The 17,895-nt window shown below is 51.6% G+C and carries 9 protein-coding genes; 5 read left to right on the forward strand and 4 right to left on the reverse strand.

Going from position 1 to position 17,895, the window contains the following annotated elements; all coding sequences use genetic code 11:
• The first annotated feature begins 18 nt into the window (after positions 1 to 18).
• Positions 19 to 3,027, forward strand: a complete 3,009-nt coding sequence (locus NST37_RS24305; RefSeq protein ID WP_339185971.1) for an ATP-binding protein — start codon at positions 19 to 21, stop codon at positions 3,025 to 3,027.
• A gap of 111 nt (positions 3,028 to 3,138) precedes the next feature.
• On the opposite strand, the gene NST37_RS24310 is transcribed toward NST37_RS24305, so the two are convergent.
• The 4 genes from NST37_RS24310 to NST37_RS24325 form a co-directional block, all read right to left on the reverse strand.
• Positions 3,139 to 8,358 (reverse strand): SdrD B-like domain-containing protein, encoded by a 5,220-nt coding sequence (locus NST37_RS24310; RefSeq protein WP_339185973.1) that lies wholly within the window; start codon positions 8,356 to 8,358, stop codon positions 3,139 to 3,141.
• 6 nt (positions 8,359 to 8,364) lie between these two features.
• Entirely contained in the window at positions 8,365 to 8,967 is a 603-nt protein-coding gene (locus NST37_RS24315) for a class D sortase (protein WP_339185975.1), read from the reverse strand.
• 259 nt (positions 8,968 to 9,226) lie between these two features.
• Positions 9,227 to 9,589 carry a response regulator gene (locus NST37_RS24320; RefSeq protein ID WP_003388720.1) on the reverse strand — a complete coding sequence of 121 codons (363 nt, stop codon included), beginning with the start codon at positions 9,587 to 9,589 and terminating at the stop codon, positions 9,227 to 9,229.
• Between the two features lie 188 nt (positions 9,590 to 9,777).
• The gene (locus NST37_RS24325; RefSeq protein WP_031932477.1) at positions 9,778 to 10,908 is read right to left on the reverse strand and encodes a response regulator; all 1,131 of its coding nucleotides are present in this window, start codon (positions 10,906 to 10,908) and stop codon (positions 9,778 to 9,780) included.
• Between the two features lie 492 nt (positions 10,909 to 11,400).
• Here NST37_RS24325 and NST37_RS24330 point away from each other — a divergent pair, with 492 nt between their 5' ends.
• The 4 genes from NST37_RS24330 to NST37_RS24345 are packed head-to-tail and all read left to right on the forward strand — an operon-like array spanning position 11,401 to position 17,893.
• Positions 11,401 to 12,861: a polysaccharide deacetylase family protein gene (locus NST37_RS24330; RefSeq protein WP_024983689.1), complete on the forward strand. Its 1,461-nt coding sequence runs from the start codon at positions 11,401 to 11,403 to the stop codon at positions 12,859 to 12,861.
• A 14-nt stretch (positions 12,862 to 12,875) separates the two neighbouring features.
• Positions 12,876 to 14,204 carry a nucleotide sugar dehydrogenase gene (locus tag NST37_RS24335; protein WP_039070766.1) on the forward strand — a complete coding sequence of 443 codons (1,329 nt, stop codon included), beginning with the start codon at positions 12,876 to 12,878 and terminating at the stop codon, positions 14,202 to 14,204.
• Positions 14,205 to 14,230: 26 nt separating this feature from the next.
• Positions 14,231 to 16,087, forward strand: a complete 1,857-nt coding sequence (locus NST37_RS24340) for a glycosyltransferase (RefSeq protein WP_003388727.1) — start codon at positions 14,231 to 14,233, stop codon at positions 16,085 to 16,087.
• A 39-nt stretch (positions 16,088 to 16,126) separates the two neighbouring features.
• A complete protein-coding gene (locus NST37_RS24345; protein WP_031932476.1) occupies positions 16,127 to 17,893 on the forward strand; it encodes a polysaccharide deacetylase family protein in 1,767 nt (588 codons plus the stop codon).
• The last annotated feature ends 2 nt before the right edge of the window (positions 17,894 to 17,895 follow it).

Below are 17,895 nucleotides of genomic sequence, written 5' to 3' on the forward strand. Positions count from 1 at the left end.
AGTATCCGGATTTTATGGATGTACCTGAACTTCCCTCCGGATCAGCCACGCGCTGTCCAGGGCGTACTGGACTTGCGTGATTGGGACTTTGCGTCTGAGCGTCCGATTTCTTTGAAGGGCGAGTGGGAGTTTTATCCCAGTCAGTTTCTCGCAAGGCACTCAGGCACGGATACAGGTTTGCAAGGGCAAACGGAGACATCCAAGAAAATCGTTCAAGTACCCGGCCACTGGAAATCTTATCTTACTTCCGAAAAGAACTCATCATTCGGGTACGGTACATATCGCTTGCGCGTACTGGTGAATCCTGACCGCCATCAACCGTACGAAATACGTGTCCACCGCATCGTCTCCGCCTCTGAACTGTACGTAAACGGCCGTCTGATGGGGCAAGCCGGCTATCCGGATGTAAACGCTGAACAAACCAAAGCGATCAGTGTCCCTTATTCTGCTGTTTTTACGGCGGACAGCGGGGAGTTAGACATCGTCATTCACGCCGCCAATTACTACAACGGCGTTTCCGCGGGAATGGTGGACCCCGTCAAGTTCGGGTCCCAGCAAGCGGTGAATCGGGCCGTGGAATTTTCCGTCGGAACCCAAGTCGTTGTCATCCTGATTTTGAGCCTGCACATTATTTATGCCTTGATCTTCTTTTTTCTCGGGGTACGGCAAAAGTCGCTCATCTATTTTGCTTTGTTGATGATGTCGGCCATTTTCACGATTGTGCTGGATGATGATCGGCTCCTCCTGCAATGGATGCCGCTCGAATACGAATGGCACCGGAAGCTGGTCTCCATTTCCTTTCTGGGGGCTTCCGTGTTTCTCTTTCAATATGTCAGGCACCTCTTTCCGGATTTTGTGGTCTTTCGAGCTTCCCGTTGGTACCTCGTCGCTGCTTGCATCAGTTTGATCCTGAATTTGTCGACGTCTGCCCTGTACCCTGCCATCAATCTCTTTAAGGTGCTTGTCGTCCTCTTTCCTTTTTTGATCATCCCCGGGCTCTTTTTCCAAAAGACCTTGAAGGATGACCCGGATGTCGTTTTCTTGTGTCTCGGCGCCATCAGCATCATGCTCAACATGCTATGGGGGATTATCAAAGGCAACAGCTCGATGGAGATGGGTTATTACCCGCTTGATATGATCGCAACGGTCATCGCTCTCGCCTCCTACTGGTTCCGGCGCTATTTCAGGGCTTCCACCCAGACGGCCTTGCTTGCCGAGAAGCTGAAAAAGACAGACAAGCTGAAGGACGACTTCCTGGTGAACACCTCGCATGAACTGCGAAATCCGCTGCACGGCATTTTGTCGATTGCACAGTCGGTACTTGATAGCGGAAGCATTTCTGACAACAACAGCAGGGAAAACATGAAGCTGCTCATTTCCGTCGGCAGACGAATGTCCCTGATGCTCAATGACCTGATTGATTTGAATCGTCTCAAGGAGGGGCGGATTCAGCTTCAGGTAGCAAACGTGCAAGTGCAAACCGTTGCCTCGGGCGTGCTGGATATGATTCGTTTTCTTACGGAAGGAAAACCTGTGCGGCTCGTCAATCAGATCCCCGACAACCTGCCCGGCGTCATGGCCGACGAACACCGCCTGATCCAGATTTTGTTCAATCTGCTTCACAATGCGGTGAAATATACGCCCGAAGGAGACATCGTCGTCAAAGCACAGGCAAAAGCGGGGAAAGTCTTTATCATGGTCTCCGATACCGGAGTCGGGATGGACAAAGAGACACAGCTAAGGATTTTCCAGCCTTACGAACAGGGAAGCGCCGGGATGGAAGGCGGCGGGTTCGGATTGGGCCTGAGCATATGCAAGCAATTGGTTGAGCTGCATGGCGGCACCATTGAGGTAAGCTCGACGCCTGGAAAGGGCACTACTTTTACCTTCAGCCTGCCGCTTACTGATCCATCTCGTCTTCCATCTGGCAATGTTTCCGTTCTGGCCTCATCCGATTCGGTTACCCGTCTGGAAACTGCCGTATCCGTTTCCGAGCTGCCCGCGGTCGCGGCGAAGCCAAAAGCGGACGTCCCGGCAACGGAAGGAGCACGCATCCTGGCCGTCGACGATGATCCGGTAAACGTCAACGTACTCGTAAACATTTTGTCGTTGGATCACTACGAAATCGTCACCGCTTCGAGCGGAAAGGAAGCGCTGGCCATTTTGAGCGAAAACGAGTGGGACCTGGTTATTACGGACGTGATGATGCCGCAGATGTCGGGGTATGAGTTGACGGCGGCAATTCGTGAGCGGTTTTCCATTTCTGAGCTGCCCATCCTGCTTTTGACCGCACGCAATCGCCCCGAGGATATAGAAGCGGGCTTCCACTCCGGCGCCAACGATTATGTCACAAAACCGGTCGATGCGATGGAATTGAGATCCCGGGTACGGGCCTTGACCGAGCTGAAAAACTCCGTCGGCGAACGACTGCGTCTGGAAGCTGCATGGCTCCAGGCACAGATTCAACCTCACTTTTTATTTAATACCTTGAACACCATTGCCGCACTCAGCGATATCGATTCAGCCCGAATGACAGCCCTGCTTGAGGAGCTTGGTAAATATTTGCGGGCCAGCTTTGATTTCAACAATTCCAAGAAGCTGGTGCCGATTGAGCATGAGCTTGCCTTTGTCCGCTCGTACCTGTTCATCGAAAAGCAGCGGCATGACGACAGGCTGGACGTCGTCTGGGAAGTGGACGACCACATCGAGGTGCAAATTCCGCCTCTTTCCATCCAGCCTCTCGTCGAAAATGCGATCAGACATGGCCTCATGAAACGGGCAAGAGGAGGAAAAATCCACATACGTGTGACCAATTGCAAGGAGTATGTGGAAATTTCTGTAGTCGATGACGGCGTAGGCATGGATGACTACACGCTGAAAAACGTCCTCGAGGGTACCTTGGAGAAACCCCGGGGCATTGGACTCATCAATACGAACCGGCGATTGAAACAGATCTACGGGAAAGGTCTGCATATCGAGAGCATTCCTGGTCAGGGCACCGCCATTACTTTTTCCGTTAAAAAGTAGGAATCTGTCCTCCCCCTGATAATGAGAAAAAGGCTAGCCAGCGGCATTCTGTGCCGCGGCTAGCCTTGCTTCATTTGTTGCCTGTCGCATTCGGAGATGCAACTGCACCGTTTAGATTTTTTGTCGCAACCGGTACAAGACCCCTGCTATCAGGAAGAAGGCAACTCCTATAAACGGCAAGTACGACATCGACTCGCCTGTTTGGGGAAGAGTCTTGCCCGGTGTTCCGTCCTCGGATGCAGGAGGAGCTTGGTTGTCTGGCTCCAGGGACCCTGCCCCTGCCGGGATATCGTCAGGGTCAATGGTTTCCAGATTTTCGGTTGGCGGAGTGTTTGGTGTTGCAGCGCCAGGTTGGCCCGTGCCCGGAGTCGGAGTGACGTTTCCTCCACCGGGATTGCCCGTACCCGGTTGTACCGGAGTGCCAGGGTTGCTCGGATTGCCTGGATTACTTGGATTGCCCGGACTGCCTGGATTATCAGGGGTTCCTGGGTTATCCGGGGTATCCGGTTTATCTGGCTTATCTGGCTTATCTGGCTTATCTGGCTTATCTGGTTTATCCGGCCTATCCGGTTTCTCAGGTTTCTCCGGTTTCTCCGGTTTTTCCGGCTTCTCCGGTTTGTCTGGTTTAGACACCAGACCTGCATCGATGCTCAGATTTTCCTCTTCCTGCTCCAGCTTGATCCGCTTGGTCCAGCCGTCCTTGTCAGGATCTGAGTCAATATTTTCGTCAGAACCGACTAGCCTTTCGGTAAAGGAGTATCCTTCCGGCAAGATAAAACGGACCTGGTAGGTACCCGCATCCAGACGGGCAAACTCGTAATACCCCTTTTTGTCGTTGACGGTTGCTGTCACCGTATGATCAAGCTGTTTTCCGTTGTCATCATACAGCTCGACCTTGACGCCGTTTATACCGGGCTCATCCTCATCCTGAAGGCCGTTTTTATTTTTGTCGATCCAGACCGTATCGCCCAGTTTCGCTTTTCCGCTGTTGCCAGTGGACGCGTAGACTCCGGCATCAATGGTCAGATTCGTCTCTCCGGCTCCGAGGATGATCGGCTTGGTCCAGCCTTCTTCGTTTGCGTTTGAATCTTTGCTCCAGTCTTCGCCCTCCTCCGTCAAGGTAAACTCGTACCCGTCAGGAAGAAGGAAGCGAATCAGATAGGTACCGCCCGTCAACTGGTTAAACTCATAGTAGCCGGCTTTCCCGTTGACTGTCGCCGTTTCCGTGGTCGCGATCAGTGACGCCGTTTCGTCAAAGAGCTGGACGTTTACACCGTCAAGACCGCTTTCGGCTTCGTCCTGAAGACCGTTTTTGTTCTCGTCGATCCATACTGTATCACCCAGCTTTGCCTTCAGTACAGGACCTACCGGAGCCGAATAGACTCCCGCATCAATCGTCAGGTTGGTCTCGCCCGGCTGAAGAGTAATCTCATCGGTCCAGCCCGTCGATTTTGCGTTGGAATCGGCAGCCCTGTCGGAGCCCGCGCCGGTTGTCGTGAACACATACGCTGAAAGCGGAACAAACCGGACTTTGTACGTGCCCGCATCCAGTGAATCGAACAGATAGTAGCCCTTTTTGCCGTCCTTGGTTTGTGTCTTCGTCGTCGCTACCCGTTCGTTTTTACTGTTGTAGAGCTCGACGGTCATACCGTCCAGGCCCGCTTCACCAGCATCCTGAAGGCCGTTTCGGTTGCTGTCGACCCATACATAGTCACCCAAAGCGGCTGGCGGCAGTTTAACCAATCCGGCGTCAATCGTCAGGTTCAGCTCGCCTTGGCCCAGCTTGATCACTTTTGACCAGCCTTCTCTGTCCACGTCGGAATCTTTTCCACGGTCGGAGCCCTGCTCCTGCTTGCCAAAGCCATAGGCGATGGACGGAGCGATTACCTTTACCTTGTAGTCGCCTGGCGGCAGCTGATCAAACAGGTAATACCCTGGCTTGCCGTCCTTGGTTCTTGTTGTCGTCTTGATTGGCGGACTGTTTTCACCGCTATACAGCTCGACAACAACTCCATCGACTCCGGACTCGTCGTCATCCTGTATTCCGTTGTCGTTGGCATCGAGCCAGACGTAGTCGCCGATCGCGCCTTTGTTTGGAATATAGCCGGCGTCAATGGTGTGGTTCTTCTCGTTCTCCGACAGCGTAATCAGGTCGGTTCTGCCGGTAGCGGGATCGGCATCCGAATCCTTTGCCGCATCCTGGCCCGCCTTTTTCACTGTCAGCTTCTCATGATGGAGGGAGCTTCCAAAACGGACCATGTATGAGCCCGGCTCCAGGTTGGGGAACAGGTAATAACCCGGATTTCCATTGAAATCGTCGCCCGTCACCGTCTTCTCCAGCGTTGTTCCTTGCGCGTTCAACAGTTCCACGACAATTCCGTTGATTCCCTCTTCGCCGTCGTCCTGAATGCCGTTCTCATTTTTGTCAGACCATACATAGTCACCGATTTCCGCTTTGTTGCTCTCGTAAATGGTCATTCCGACCTTGGGAGGCTCGGCAGGCAGAAGCGGTTCTCCAGCTTTTGTCTCCGCCATGTATCCAAAGGAGTTCCAGGCTACTTCCCCGTTCGTAGGTGCACCGACCGGCGCCCTCATCGGCCACTGGATTTCCAGTTCATCCTCAGGCTCAAGATAAATACCCGGGTCAAGGACGAATTTCAGCGCTGTCACCTTTGTAATGTCAGAAGGCGGACTTGCTTCCCAATGACCGTTATCAACGCCCGTTACCGGGTGCATCGTGATATTGGGCGTAGTGGAATAGTACACCGTTATGTGTTCGGAAACGCTGACTTCCCCCATCAGAATAGGGCCCCACTGGCTTTTCCGCTTGCCGTTTGTGGAGACGACTCCCGTGTCGCCAATTCTCGGCAATGTGTTGATCATGACGAGATTTTGCAGTGTTTGATTTCCAACATTGGAAATCTTCAACCGGTAGTCGGCGGTGCCGCCCGGCGTTGTCCTTCCTTTGTCCGGATAGCGGGACCAGTCTCCATCCAGCTCGCCTCGTATCCACATGATCGATTGAACGGTAGCACTGACCACGACCGCGACTTTCGCAGACCGCTCGATAACATACATACCGTCTGTCGGCTTGCAGTCCGGACATTTTTTGTACGTAAAGGAGACATCGTTGAGATAATCGTCATCCGAGGTAAGCTGCAGCTTGTTTTCAATCTCGCCCGGCTTTGCACCCGCCTTGACATGGGTACGCAGGACGATCTCAACCGTTTCCCCAGGCTTCAAGCTGCTGTTCTCCCAATGCCATACGAGCTGCTTCGTGCCGTCACCTTGAGTATCCTCATGAAACGATGGTTCCGGGAGGCCCGCAGGAGCTTTGGTCATTTTCCATTCGTCAAATACAAGATCGGCTGGCAAGATATCTGTCAACTTTGGGTTAGTCAGGTTTGCGCTGCCGTATTTGGTGTTTTGCATCGTCAGGGTGAATGCAACTTCCTCTGTAGGCTGCAAAGAGGTTCGGTTCGCCTTCTTTTCCAGGTTCACCAACGGCCGGGGCTTGACGACGTCAATAGTGGCCGAACTTGTTTCCTCTCTTGGCTTGCCTTCGAATTCATACTGCAACAGAGCCGTATTGGTAATTTTTTTGGCCTCATCATCAGCTAGCGGAAGGTTCTCTGGTACGCGGTAGGTCAGGACGAATGCTTTTCCCTGAACAAAATTGATGGGGAGGTTTTCGAAACGATATTGAATTCCCATGATGACCTTGCCCGGCACCACGTCGCTCACTACCAGCTTCTGCGACTTGGAAGCCGAAATGTCCTGCTTCAAAGGCACCCAGTCAGCGTCTGTTGGGTTTTCTGTCTCCGTGTAGTAGATGTCATACTTTTCAATGCCGGAGAAGGTGGCGGTTTCCAGTTCTTCAAGAACAAACTCGATATCGATATCCTCGGTTCCAGGTATCGAAGATCCGGCCTTTGTCGGGGTCATATCGGTGATGAGCGCTTTTGGTATGGTCTTGTTTGACCTGTTTTCAAAGCCTTCGATTGTAAAAGAAACGGTTTGGTTTGGGGATACTTCCTTGTTGTACCAAAAAGGCTGCTTGCGAATGGAAGCTCCGAAGTCGTCCGGATTTGTGTGGAATTTGTGCTCGACGAAGGCATCGAGGGTGACTTCTTCCTGCTCCAACGGGGTAAACTTTGCAGTTACTGTGTTTTTCACCGTGTCTTTGTCAAGGTCTTCCGGGTATTTCACCTTCACTTTGAAGATCTTCTTCCCTCTGGTGTCATCCTCCAGTTTCCAGCTTATGGTGTGCGTTTCCGGATCGTACTCCCCTTTCGGAGAGGAGGCCGAGGGATCAGAGTCGTCATACACCGCCTCCGGCGGCAGTGTATCTACGATCGTAATGTTCTTGATATCGAGTCTGCCGGTAGAAGTCGAACCTTTTTCAGTGAAATCGATTTGATACTCGACTTCCGAGCCTTTCAGCGGATCAGGCAGGGGCCTTATCTTCTTTTTGGTCAGCTCCCACTCTGCTTTGGCTTCGGCAGTAACCACAGCTTCGTTGGAAGGCAATTCTTTCGGTTCCGCATCAACCGTCGTTTCAAACGTGCATTGCGCTGTTGTAGACGTCCCGTCCGGCGTTTTGTAGTTGGGATATCTGGCCTGGACCTTCAGCGAGCCAGTGGAACCAGCCGGGAGCGGGTCATCGAGAAAGGTAAAGGTTACTGTGTTTTTGTCTTTGTCAAAGCTGCCCTCCGAAATTTCGCTATCGACCAGATCGACAAACTCGACGCCATCTGGCAGCGGAAATACGATTTTCGGAGATTCAAACTCAAGCTTTGACGTACTGGACACGCTGTATCTGATCGTATACTCAAACGTTTCTCCCGACTTCACATGATCCTTGCTGGCCTTAAGATCGAGTACAATCAGTTCGTCAAGTTCCTCCGGGGTTGGTGTGACTGGTGGTGTAACTGGTGGCGGTGTCGGTGTAACTGGCGGTGTTCCCGGAAGAGGTTCCCCTGTTGGCGGGGTACCGGGCGTTTCTCCGTTCGTCGGCGGAGTCTCTGGTGTCTCTCCGTTCGCTGGCGGAGTCTCTGGTGTCTCTCCGTTCGCTGGCGGAGTCTCTGGTGTCTCTCCGTTCGCTGGCGGAGTCTCTGGCGTTTCTCCGTTCGCTGGCGGAGTCTCTGGTGTCTCTCCGTTCGCTGGCGGGATTTTAGGGCTATCCTCATCCGCTGTCACGACTACCGGGTCACCTGTCTCCGCCTGCAATACTCGCACCGTTTCTGCATGGACAACCGCATGTGGCAGGGTCATTTGCACAAGAAGCAAAAAAGCCAACAGAATCAGGTGCAGCTTGTTTCCAATCTTCATGTACTGCTATTTCCCTCCATTCCTCAAAGTTCCTTTGACAATCAAACGATGAGTCGGATTGCGTGGAGGATCACAAGTGATCAAGGTGATTTCCGATTTTCCCCGGCTATTGTCAAGCACCTGGATATCCTCCGGTTTTACGAGAAAAGTGTCGGTGACATAATACTCGAAGTTGCCATTGCCAGATTCGATACGGATAATATCGCCCTCTGCAAGCTCATTCAGCCGACTGAACTGCTTCCCGTACGTCCAGCTCCTGTGACCGGCAAGCACATAGTTGTTCGCTTCTCCCGGTTTCCGGTCCGGTTCCACTACGCCGATGCCAATCCGAAGCTGCTCTTCTTCGGAACCCGGCAGGATCGGCTCTTCCAAACCAATTTTGTCAATGCTGATCATGCCAAGCACCCCGTCATCACCCGGTTTCTCAACCGAGACAGGAGCTTGGGAAATGGGGGGAGGCGATCCGGTCTGGGTCGCGAGCTGGTTCTTATACTGCTTCCATTCGTTCAATAGCCGCGTTTGTTGCTTCTCCTGCATCCACCTGTCCACGTAAGGGTAGAGAACCAAAACAATGCCTGCACACAGCAGCAGCCAAATCAAGACAGTCACAACGGCTTTCCTTGCAACCGGCAATCCAATAACACTGCCCTCCTTTCCTCTCCTGCTACCTTGAGATTCTTTGCCGCGACATTCGAATTTGCGATCAGCATTTTGGACAGTCGAATTTCGCGTAGATTTGAGTATAAAAAAACGTTCTGAACAATTTCTGAACCTATTTCTACCAAAAATGGATATAATTCCAATATAAAAGAATCCCTCAAATTGCTAGAGGGATTCTCTCCTATTCTTCCTGAAGCTCTATCTGAATTTACAATCCCATCACATTTCGGACGGACCACTCCATTCGTTCTCTCTGCACCGGCTTTGCGATGAAATCCCGGGCTCCCGCCTGGATGGCTTCCAAGACTATATCGCGTTGCATTAATGCTGAACAAATGATGATCTTGGCATTTCGGTCGATCTCCATGATTTTTTTAACCGCACTCAGCCCATCCATCTCAGGCATGGAGATGTCCATCACCACCAGCGACGGCCGATACATGCGGTACTTTTGCACAGCTTCTTGACCTGTCGCCGCTTCCGCCACTACATCAAAGCCCAACGACTCAAATATATTCCACATCATAAACCTCATTAACACTATATCATCGACAATCATGATACTTTTCATTCCATACCTGGTTCTCCTATACGTATTTGCGCGCCTCTTCTATTTTCAAAACAAAAAAGCCCGCTCCTTTTGTAGTCCATTCTGGATACTACAGAACCGGCCTAAACAAATTCTGAACAAGTCCGGCTAGGGCAAAAAAAAACTGAGAAAGGCACACTCCCCTTCCCAGCTTGCTTTCGCCGATGCATTTACTTTCGATTTTTCCATTGCTGATACCATTCTTTTATATGCGGGGGCGCTTCCGCTTCAAATTCTTCCCGGAGCATCTCCCTCATACTGTTATACTGTCCTGCCACCGCTTCACGGTCTCCCAGCACATCGTAGAGCTTCATCAATGAAAAGTACAGCTCCTCCACATGGGGATAGAACCGCTGAATCCGGAGATAGAGGACGATTGCTTTGGAATATTCGCCATTCGCGACGAGAAAGTTTCCGACCTGGCTGGCGAGATTATACCAATCCATTCGGAGCCGTTGGCGTTCACTTTCTGCCCACAAGTAGTCGTATTCTGCAAAGTAGTCTCCTCTGTATAGCTCAAGCAGCCGCGTATAATCGCCAACGCTCTCTTCTGTGAGCGGAGGCAGGCTGCGAAGGCCATTTTCCCATTCATCCACGTCGAGACTGACGTTGTTCATCTCTAACAAATAACCATCGTCACAGTTTATAATCTTGACGCCAATCCTGAGCTGATCCAACGTCTTCCGTATTTGATATACCGTTGTGTACAGCTGGGCATACCCCTTCTTCCAATCCACCTCTTCCCAGAACAAATCCAGCAGCAGGTCTTTGCGGACTGGCTGGCCCCGGCGATGGAGAAAGTAGGAAAACAGTTCCTGAGCCTTGTTCGTCCGCCAGCGGATGGTTTCTGGACCACGACTTTCCGACAGTTCTACCTGAAGAGACTGAAAACAACGGATACACTGTGTAGAGCCAGTTGCCGGGCTATTGTCATCCCTGGACTCCTTCTCCTTTTGTATCCTCATCAACGTTTTTTGCAATCGCTCTTTCTGGACTGGCTTCAATAGATAATCGAGCGCATTCAATTCAAATGCTTTGACGGCATAATCGCCAAAAGCAGTTACAAAAACAATGTCGGTCTCAGGCGAGCGCAGAAGAATTTGCTCCGCCGTCTCGATACCGTTCATCTCCGGCATCTCTACATCCAGAAACACAAGGTCTGGCCTTTTTTTTTGAATCACTTCAAGAGCCTCCCGAGGGTCTTGGAACTTGCCTACAAGCTGCAGGCCTTCTATATTTTGCAGCAATTTTTCCAAGTACCGGAGCGCCATCCGTTCATCATCGATCAGCAACACTCTCACGTTCCCCACTCCCCCTCCTACTCTAATTCTTCTCCTCTCATTTAGGAAAGCGCAGTTCTATGGTAGTCCCCTATGTGGATCGCTTTGATTGGACATTCCCCGTCCGTAGAGCTGCTTCATTCGACGCTCTATATTCCTCAGGTCAACACTTGGTTGCCCTCTGTCTGAAGATCTTGGTCTGCCTTCCAGGCGGAAGAAGAAAGTCCTTAGCGGCATGGTTATTCATACAAAAAGATGGAGCCGAGTCCAACCCTTGGCTCGATCCCGATTTTCTTTCTATAACAAGCAAGCTTTCTATGTCTTGTTGTATTCTCTCTCTTTTCAGCAATTCCCTTTATTATAAAGCACTCTCGCCGATCGTCGCGTCATCTGCTGCAGAACCGTTGTTTAGAATTTGTACAGACCCGCTCGTTAGAATGGGGCGTTGTCTCTTATAGCAGCCCAAATTTACCAACCCATACAGACAATAACTCTCTCGAAAGGAGTACAAATATGGGAAAGCATCGCATTTTTGCGGGATGCAAAATGTTTGCCGGCATACTCGCTCTGCTAGCGGCACTGACAGTGATGTCGGGTTGCCAGCCAACTTCAAGCGATACCGTCGAAAGTGGTCCCGAGACCGGCTCGCTCGATCAGAAAATTGTTCCCTATCATGGTGAAAAGAGCAGAGCCGTTTCGTATGTGTATACAGCGAGAAAGGAGCTGGCCCTGACCTTTAACGGGATGGGCGACTCCCAAACGATGCGCCGCCTGCTGGATGAATTGGACAAGTTCCAAATCAAGGCCACGTTTTTTCTGCCTGGCATGAGGGTGGCCGAGGAGCCGGACATCGCCAGAGACATTTTGGCCCGGGGCCATGAGATCGAGAATAACACATTGAACCGATTGGATTTGACCAAGCTCAGCTACGAACAAATCTACAAGGAAATTCACCTGGCCAATGAAGTTATTCAGAAAGAAACAGGCGTAAAGCCTCGCTACGTAAGGACAAAATCGGGCGATTACAATGACGATGTTCGGCTGGCGGCTGCCCACCTGGGCATGGATGCCGTCATCCAATACAACATCAACCCGAAGGATTGGGACATGAAGGATGCCCAGGCGATTGGCCACTATGTGGAACGGTACATTTCCCGGGGCGGCATTATTTCATTAAATACAGACAAAAATCCGGAAGTGATTGCCGCCATTGCTCTCATCGCCAAAGCAGCGAAGGAAATCGACTACAAGCTGATTACCCTTGACGAACTGATGAAAAATGGCGGAGAGAGGAAGCCGCTGGAGCAAATACCCGGTTATGACAAAGCCCAAATCAACCTGAATGCGAAAAATCCGGCATACAAGCTCGTTTACAACGTCGACACAAACAAAAAGCAGGTGGCTCTGACCTTCGATGATTGGGGAAGCGACAAGACTGTCTCCAAAATATTGGACATTTTGAAGGAGCACCAGGTTCCCGCAACATTTTTCCTGCGGGCCAACGGCGTCAAGAACAATCCGAACCTGGCCAGAGCGATCCTGGAAGACGGACACGATGTGGCTAATCACACGTACAGCCATCCCGTCATTACCGATATCCCTCCGGAGAAGCTGCAGCAGGAGGTCGTGGAAGCCCATAAAGCCATTACGGAAGCGATTCAGCAGCAGCCTACCATGCTGTTTCGCCCCCCGACAGGAGAAATCAACGACCAGGCAGGCAAGGCGGTGGCCTCGGCCGGTTATCCCATCATCGCCATGTACGACGTCACAACGCTGGACTGGGATGCAAACAACAGCGCGCAGGATATCGTGAACGGCATTATGAGCAAGACAAAACCCGGAAGCGTCATCCTGCTGCACATGCTGGACGACATCCATACGATTGAGGCGCTGCCGACCGCGATCGAAGGCCTGAAGAAAAAAGGCTATACCTTTGTCAAAATGGCGGACATGATCGGCATGAATTCAAAATAATGGAGATGGACGAAATGGAAGAAGCATTCAGAGTTTATGAGGAAATCGCCGACCGGCAAGGAAAACTCGCTGTCGTCGGCCTCGGCTACGTCGGCTTGCCGATCGCGGTCGCCTTTTCCAAACGGGCAGACGTCATCGGATTCGATGTTAACACGCAAAAAATTGAAAGCTATCGCCGGGGCATTGATGTAACCGGAGATATCGGAGATGCGGCCCTGCGCAGCTGCAGCGTCGATTTCACATCCGACCCGGACAAGCTGGACGGGGTACGCTTCTTCATCGTGGCGGTCCCTACTCCGATCAAGAGCGGCAATGTCCCGGATCTCGCCTATGTCAAAAGCGCCAGCCGCCTGATCGCGAAGAAGCTCTCGCGAGGCGCCATTGTCGTATTCGAATCGACAGTTTATCCGGGGGTGACGGAGGACGTGTGCATTCCGATCCTGGAAGCCGAATCGGGATTGCGCTGCGGAACAGACTTCAAGGTCGGGTATTCCCCGGAGCGGATCAACCCGGGAGACAAGGTCCACCGGCTCGAAAACATCGTCAAGATCGTCTCCGGAATCGATGAAGAAACTGCCGAAACGGTCGCCAAGGTCTACGAGCTGATTATCGAAGCAGGGGTGTACAAAGCCGAAAGCATCAAGGTTGCCGAGGCCGCAAAAGTAATCGAGAACGCCCAAAGGGATGTGAACATTGCGTTCATGAACGAACTGTCCATGCTGTTCAACCAAATGGGCATCGATACGAAAGCCGTACTGCAGGCTGCCGCTACCAAATGGAACTTTTTGAAGTTTACCCCCGGACTGGTGGGCGGACACTGCATCGGCATCGATCCGTACTATTTAACCTACAAGGCCGAGGACACCGGGTATCATTCGAAAATCATTCTGGCGGCGCGGCACATTAACGATGGAATGGGGACATACGTGGCCCAGCAGATCATCAAAATACTGGTTCGGATGAAGCTGGATATCAAAAATGCAAGAATCGGGCTGCTCGGCTTGACCTACAAGGAAGATTGCCCGGATATCCGCAACACCAAGGTCACCGATATGATCGAAGAGCTGAGCGAGTACGGCATCACGCCGCTCGTCGTTGATCCGTGGGCGAACCCCGAGCAGGTTTACGAGGAATACGGAATTGAGCTGTCCAGCATGTCTGCTCTCACAGACTTGAATATGATCATCGTCGCGGTACCGCATAGCGACTTCATAAATATGAACAGCAGTGATTTTGCAAACCTTTTTGCTCCTGATCAAGGACCGAAGATCATGGTCGACATAAAAGGCATATACAATCGATCAGACTTTGAAAACAGCGGGTTTTATTACTGGAGCTTGTAAACAAAGGATTGGAGACGGCAACAGTGATGATAAGAAAGAAAAAAGAAATCGTTGAAAAACTTTCTGTTCCGAAAGCAGACCGGCGGACGCTCAACAATGTCCCGGACCCGGATCAAATCCGCGTCACTGCCGATCGCAGGGGGCTCTCGGATTCGCCTGGCGAAAACAGGGACCAGGATTATTTGGACAAGCTGCGGGTGCTGGGCTTGCGCTATTTGGCCGATTTTGACGTGTTGATCCAGGCTCGGAGCGAAGCCGGGAAAACAATCGTCAAAGCCCGGGCTGTCGACATCTCCGCTACAGGCTTGCTGGTGAAGCTGGATGCTGGCGCCGGCAACAGCGTAAAGGTCGGCGATACGGTCAGAATGCGTTTTGAAATACCGGCGGGCACGATGCCGGAGGGCTTTGAGTCGACAGTCAAGATCGATGCCGTAGCAGTCAGGTCAGAGACCGAACAGCAGGAAGACCGCGAAAAGCGGATGGTGGCCTTTCAATTTGCCAAGCCCCTGACAGAGTACTTCCAGAAAAAAAGGTGGGGGTATTCCGTTTACATGGGCAGCAGCATGCTGTTTGTCACAGTGGCCTTCATCATGCTCATGCGCATGGAAAGCTTTATTTACTTCAAATACAACATGTTCTTGTATTTGTACAGCCTTGCTGCGGCCGTATTTTTGCTGACCCGCTATCTATTCGGCGCGCTCTACCGGGATGTGCCCATCAATCCCGACTATACGCCAGGCGTATCCATTATCATCCCCTGCTTCAACGAGGAAGAGTGGATCCGCCGGACGATTATCAGCTGTATGAACCAGGATTACCCGATCGACAAGCTCGAGGTCATCGTCGTCGACGACCGCTCAACAGACAGATCCGTCGAGGAAATCCAAAAGGCAATTGATATGATTCACAGCATGGCCGAACGTTTTGGGACCCGCGAGCGGCTGAAAATGGTTGTTTTGCCCGAAAACCGCGGCAAACGGGAGGCCTTGGTAAAAGGCGTGGAGATGGCCAAGCACGATTTGGTCGTTTTCGTAGATTCCGACAGCTTCCTTGAGCCTACGGCGATCAAGCATCTTGTACAACCCTTCCAGGACCCGCAAATGGGCGGTGTCGCCGGCCGCACAGATGTCGAAAACAAATTCACCAACTCCATCACCAAACTCCAAAGTGTCCGATACTACATTGCTTTTCGTGTCATCAAAGCAGCCGAGTCCTGGTTTGACAGTGTCACTTGCCTGTCAGGCCCGCTGTCCTGCTACCGAAAGGATTTGGTGCTCCAGCATGCCGAAGCGTGGCTGAATCAGAAGTTCCTCGGCCAGCCGGCTACGTTCGGCGATGACCGAAGCATGACGAACTTCATCTTGAAAACCCATCGGACAGGCTATCAGGACGCAGCCATCTGCTCGACGATCGTGCCCTCGAAAATGAACGTCTTTCTGAAGCAGCAGATGCGTTGGAAGCGATCTTGGCTGCGCGAGTCGCTTCGGGCGGCCACGTTCATTTGGCGAAAGGAACCGTTTATGGCGCTGTTCTTTTACATCGGCCTGATCGTTCCGATCGCCGCTCCGATTGTCGTGCTGTACAACCTGGTATATGTCCCTCTCGTCTATCAGATCTTCCCGGGAACATTTTTGATGGGGCTGCTGCTGATGGCGATGCTCATGAGTCTTGCCCATCTGATGTTCCGCAAGAGCAAGCTGTGGGTGTTCGGATTTGTCTTTTGCCTGTATTACGAATTTGTGCTGCTCTGGCAAATGCCTGTCGCCTGGGTAACCTTCTGGAAATCGACTTGGGGCACGCGGGAAACGCCACAGGACGTCGAAGCGAGACTGAAAAAAGAAATGCGTAAGAAGAATAAAAAGAGAATCTGGTTGCCATTTTGATGCAATCGCCACATGATTCTTAGAGTGAGGCTAGCTGAAATGACGCAAGGAAAACAGAACGTAGTCCTTGATTATCGCAAGAAAAATCGCGCGAAAAGGATGAAAACGATCGTGCAGCTCATCCTGCTGCTGGCGGTAGCCATTTTACTTTACCAGACAGTGTTTGACGTCCGAAAATACGCCGAACCGGACAAGACGGCATGGAGCAATCATGACGGTTTTATCGCCCTGTCTTACTTTGGCGTCGGCCGGTCGGGCACGCCCAAACTGGTCGCCAAAAAGCAATTGGACGAGCACCTGAAGGCACTCTACGATCAGGGATATGTCACCATCTCGCAGCAGGATATTCTCGACTTCTATGAAAAAGGGAAGCCGTTGCCGGAGAAAGCGCTGTTCCTCTCTTTTGAGGATGGACGGAACGATTCCAGCCTGTTTGCCCAGCCGCTCCTCGAAAAGTACAATTACAAGGCAACCTTTCTTTCTTACGCAAACAAGATGGGCAACAGCGATCATAAATTTCTCCAGCCCAAAGACATGCTGAAGATGATGAAAACCGGCTATTGGGAGCTGGGCACGAACGGCTACCGGCTGACCTACATCAACATTTTTGACAAACAGGGCCGGTTCATCGGAATGAAAGACGAGACCGAACTTGTAAGCAAGGAACATGTCGAGTATTACAATCACTACTTGATGGACTTCATCCGGGACGAAAACATGATCCCGGTGGAAAACCGCACCGTTATGGAGGAGCGGATCAATCACGACTACAAGGCAATGAAAGACATTTATACGGGCAGTCTCGGTTTTGTCCCGCAGGTCTACATGATCATGCATGCGAATGTTCTGTACGAGGGAATGAATCCGCTCGTGTCCAATGCGAACTCGGAAAACATCAAGCAGCTTTTCAAGATGCATTTCAATCGTGAAGGAAATGCATTCAACGATAGTGAACGAAGCTTGTACGACCTGACGAGGGTCCAGCCCGCACCATATTGGTACACGAATCATTTGTTAATGAAAATTCAGAAGGACACCGGACAGAAAATGAAATTTGTCTCAGGTGACGAACAGCATGCGGACCAGTGGCGTCGAATCAGCGGCGCGGCTGAGTTTATCGACAACCGGATTGCCCTTACCTCACCGCCTGCCGGAGCTGGCATGCTCTACCTGCATGACAGCAACGGCCTCAAGAATGTCGGGCTGACCGCCAAGATCGCGGGGAATGTGGTCGGAAAGCAGATGTTCTACGTTCGCTATGACCGCGAGAAGGATTCGTTTATCCGCGTCACATTTGAAAATAACGAAGTACGTGTCGAGCAGAAAAAACCGGGCCAAGCCGCCCAGCAGGTTTTCACCCAGCCATTGAGCGAAATCCAATGGAAACCGGAAGACCTGTCCTTTGACAAAGCTACCGTCTACTCCAAAGAGCAAACGGCCGCCGGCGCACCATCCGACGAAGGAAAATACCCTGTCAACATCAAACATACCAGGGACGTTGAGATTGTAGTGCAAGAAAACAAATGGAAGCTCGCCATCGACGGGCAAACGCTGCTGGACAATCAGGAGGTGGACAGCGCCATCGGAAACGGCGGTGTGGCGCTCGCTTCGGAATACAGCAAGCAAAATAAAAAGGACGACATCTACGACGGCGTGTTCGACGACGTGCAGATCGTTTCCCTCGAGAAAGAAAACAGCTCTCCGGCTGTTTTGTTCAGCAACAAGCATACCGGTTTCCAAGGAGTCGTTCACCATGTTGAAAAAGCGATTAACGCATCTATCGATTGGGCTATTGATACTTTCTGATC

This window comes from Brevibacillus sp. FSL K6-6036 (assembly GCF_037964015.1).
In the GTDB taxonomy this organism is placed as follows: domain Bacteria; phylum Bacillota; class Bacilli; order Brevibacillales; family Brevibacillaceae; genus Brevibacillus; species Brevibacillus borstelensis.